We start from the raw sequence: 3,329 nt of genomic DNA on the forward strand, positions 1-3,329 counted from the left end.
AGAGTTTTTTACCCACAATGATGTACTCGATATGGATCGTTTTACTGATCTCGGAGTGATAAAACATCCCGCCGAATTTGATGAAAAACTGTTGAACATGTTTGGACATGAAATCAATGCCATGAAACGCAAACAAGCTTGGAGCAAAACACAAATTGTTGCGCTGTTTAATAAAATGTTACCTGAGTTTGACCATAAAGAAACGGGCAAATACTTAGATGGAAAAATGTAGGAAACTAGATGAAAGCAGCTAATATTTGTCAGTTTATTCGAGATATTTATCAAACAGAGCTGTTTATTCCTTTGCATGCACCAACGTTTGCTGGCAATGAAAAACTCTATGTGGCAGAGACCATTGACAGTACTTTTGTTTCGAGCGTTGGTAAGTATGTTGATGAGTTCGAAAACAAGGTAGAACACTATACCGGCGCACCTAAAGCCGTTGCTGTGGTTAATGGAACGGCGGCATTACAAACAGCTTTATATATGGCCGGTGTGACTGTTAATGATGTAGTTATTACTCAAGCGCTAACCTTTGTTGCAACCTGTAATGTTATTTATCATCTTGGCGCAAGCCCACTTTTTGTTGATGTATCTAATGTTAGTTTAGGTTTGTGTCCGGTAGCACTAGAGCGTTATTTAACTGAGCATGCTTCATTAACCGAATTAGGTTGTGTGCATAAGCAAACAGGGCAGTTGATCAAAGCTGTAGTACCTATGCATACTTTTGGGCACCCAGCTCAATTGGATGAGCTTGTCAGTATTTGCCTAAAATGGCAATTAACGCTAATCGAAGATGCGGCAGAAAGCCTAGGTTCCACTTATAAAGGCAAACACACTGGAACCATTGGTGATTTCGGTGCGGTTAGCTTTAATGGGAATAAAATTATTACTTCAGGTGGTGGTGGAATGGTGCTATGCAAATACGAAGCGCAAGGCAAACAAGTGAAACACCTCACTACTACAGCAAAAATGCCACATGCTTTCGAATTTTTCCATGATCAAGCAGGATTTAATCATCGCATGCCTAACCTCAACGCTGCGTTGGGTTGTGCTCAAATGGAAGTTATTGATGATTTTCTAGCAAGTAAACGATTATTGGCTAACCAATACAGTGAATTTTTTGCGGGATCCGAGTATCAGTTTGTCCATGAGCCAGCGTATGCAAAGTCTAATTACTGGCTTAATGCGGTGATATGCGAAAGCCACGAAGCTCGAAATAGGTTACTGATTGAAACGAATGATAACGGTGTGATGACTCGTCCGGTATGGACGTTAATGCATCATTTACCAATGTTTAAAAATGCATTAAGAGGCGACTTGAGCTATTCGGAGTTTTTAGCATTGCATCTGGTTAACTTACCAAGCAGCTCTATCGTTTTGCAAAAGGAATAAACCTAAAGATGAACTCAAAAATTGCTGTTTTTACAGGCACGCGAGCTGAATATGGTTTACTGTTCTGGTTATTGAAAGATATTAAGAATGATCCTGAACTTGATTTGCAGCTTTTAGTGTCTGGTACGCATTTATCTCCAGAATTTGGTAATACCTTTCAACAAATCGAAGCTGATGGATTCCAAATTGATGAGAAAGTCGAGATGTTATTATCCTCCGACTCAGCTGTTGGTACCGTGAAGAGTATGGGGTTGGGGATAATTGGTTTTTCAGATGCGCTTTCACGGTTAAATCCTGATTTGCTAATTGTGTTGGGTGATCGTTTTGAAGCGCTTGCTATAGCCCAAACAGCCTTAATTATGCAAATACCCATTTTGCATATACATGGAGGTGAAATTACCGAGGGGGCATTTGATGATTCAATAAGACATGCAATTACTAAGTTGAGTTATCTTCATGCAACATCAACTGACGAATCTCGGCAAAGAGTTATTCAATTAGGTGAATCACCCGACAGAGTTAAAAATGTTGGGGCTATTGGGTTGGAGTATTTAAATCGATTAACATTACTGACATTAGAAGAGTTATCTCTAACGTTGGATTTTAAAATAAAGAAACCATTTTTTGTTGTTACATATCATGCAGCCACCAATGGTGAAAAAAATGCTATCGAAAGCTTTTCTGCTCTATTGGGTGCTATTAATCAATTCCCGTCTTACCAAGTTATTTTGACATATCCTAATGCGGACGAAGGTGGACGGGAAATAATTAAAAAAATAGAACAATATGTTCAAATGAATCCGCTTAGAGTTATCGCTATACCTTCATTAGGCCAATTAAGGTATTTGAGCTTAATTTCTCAAAGTAGTGCGGTGATAGGCAATTCGTCGAGTGGAATAATAGAAGTACCAGCTTATGATGTTCCTACTGTCAATATCGGTTCAAGACAAAAAGGCCGTTTAGCCGCAAAAAGTGTAATAAATGTCGCCCCCATTACCGCTGAAATTATAGAGGGTATAACCGTAGCAATTGCAAGAGGTTATAAGGAAGAAGGTGAAGTTGTTTATCATCCTTACGGTGATGGTGATGTGAGTAAAAAGATCATAAAAATGATTAAGAGTTTGAAATATAATCCGAGTAAAGTTTTTTATAATATTAACTTTAAAGAAGTAAAGTGAGAATTCTATGACTCTAGTGATTGCAGAAGCCGGGGTTAACCATAATGGTTCGCTCGAAATGGCATTTCAGTTAGTCGACGAGGCTGTTAACGCTGGGGCTGACATTGTAAAATTTCAAACCTTTAAAGCGGCAAATTTGGTCACAGCTACAGCCTGTAAAGCGCAGTATCAAATTGAAACGACAGGCAATGATGAGTCGCAGTTTTCTATGTTGAAGCGTTTAGAATTAAGCTACGACGCACACCACCAATTGCTTGATTATTGTGCTTCAAAAAATATTGAATTTTTATCCACTGCGTTTGATTCCGAAAGCTTAGATTTTCTAGTTGATGAAATTAAAGTTAAACGATTAAAAATTCCATCAGGTGAATTAACCAATAGTCCGTTTGTGTTAGCGCATGCCCGCACAGGGTTAGATATTATTTTATCAACCGGCATGGCTACGTTAGAAGAAGTAAGAAACACCTTAGCAGTTATTGCTTTTGGTTATATTGCGCCACTTGATAGTCAACCTTCATTAGCTAACTTTGAACTGGCATTTCTATCTGATGTGGGTCAGCAAGTACTATCCGATAAAGTGACCATTTTACATTGCACCACTGAATATCCTGCTCCGTTTGATGAAATTAACTTGAACGCCATGGATACACTCAAACAAAGCTTCGGGTTACCTGTTGGTTATTCAGATCACAGTCAAGGTATTGCGATTCCAATTGCTGCAGTGGCTAAACAGGCTGTGGTAATTGAAAAACACTT

3 protein-coding genes and 1 pseudogene are annotated in these 3,329 nt (G+C 38.7%); all 4 read left to right on the forward strand.

The genetic code is table 11. The annotated features are described in order from the left end of the window. A pseudogene (locus tag CXF78_RS21545) lies at positions 1 to 232 on the forward strand (UDP-N-acetylglucosamine 4,6-dehydratase); the annotation flags it as partial. 8 nt (positions 233 to 240) lie between these two features. Continuing rightward, the gene (locus CXF78_RS17745) at positions 241 to 1,395 is read left to right on the forward strand and encodes a LegC family aminotransferase (protein ID WP_102037503.1); all 1,155 of its coding nucleotides are present in this window, start codon (positions 241 to 243) and stop codon (positions 1,393 to 1,395) included. Between the two features lie 8 nt (positions 1,396 to 1,403). Then, positions 1,404 to 2,573, forward strand: coding sequence for a UDP-N-acetylglucosamine 2-epimerase (gene neuC, locus CXF78_RS17750; RefSeq protein WP_102037504.1), 1,170 nt, complete (start codon positions 1,404 to 1,406; stop codon positions 2,571 to 2,573). 7 nt (positions 2,574 to 2,580) lie between these two features. Next, the coding region (locus CXF78_RS17755; RefSeq protein WP_102037505.1) for an N-acetylneuraminate synthase family protein at positions 2,581 to 3,329 on the forward strand (749 nt) is incomplete at its 3' end.

The organism is Shewanella sp. 11B5 (assembly GCF_002836795.1).
GTDB classification, from domain to species: domain Bacteria; phylum Pseudomonadota; class Gammaproteobacteria; order Enterobacterales; family Shewanellaceae; genus Shewanella; species Shewanella frigidimarina.

Bases quoted from the DNA above. Each gene is read 5' to 3' on its own strand.
- CXF78_RS17745 (WP_102037503.1), top strand. From the start codon at position 241: ATGAAAGCAGCTAATATTTGTCAGTTTATTCGAGATATTTATCAAACA.
- neuC (WP_102037504.1), top strand. From the start codon at position 1,404: ATGAACTCAAAAATTGCTGTTTTTACAGGCACGCGAGCTGAATATGGT.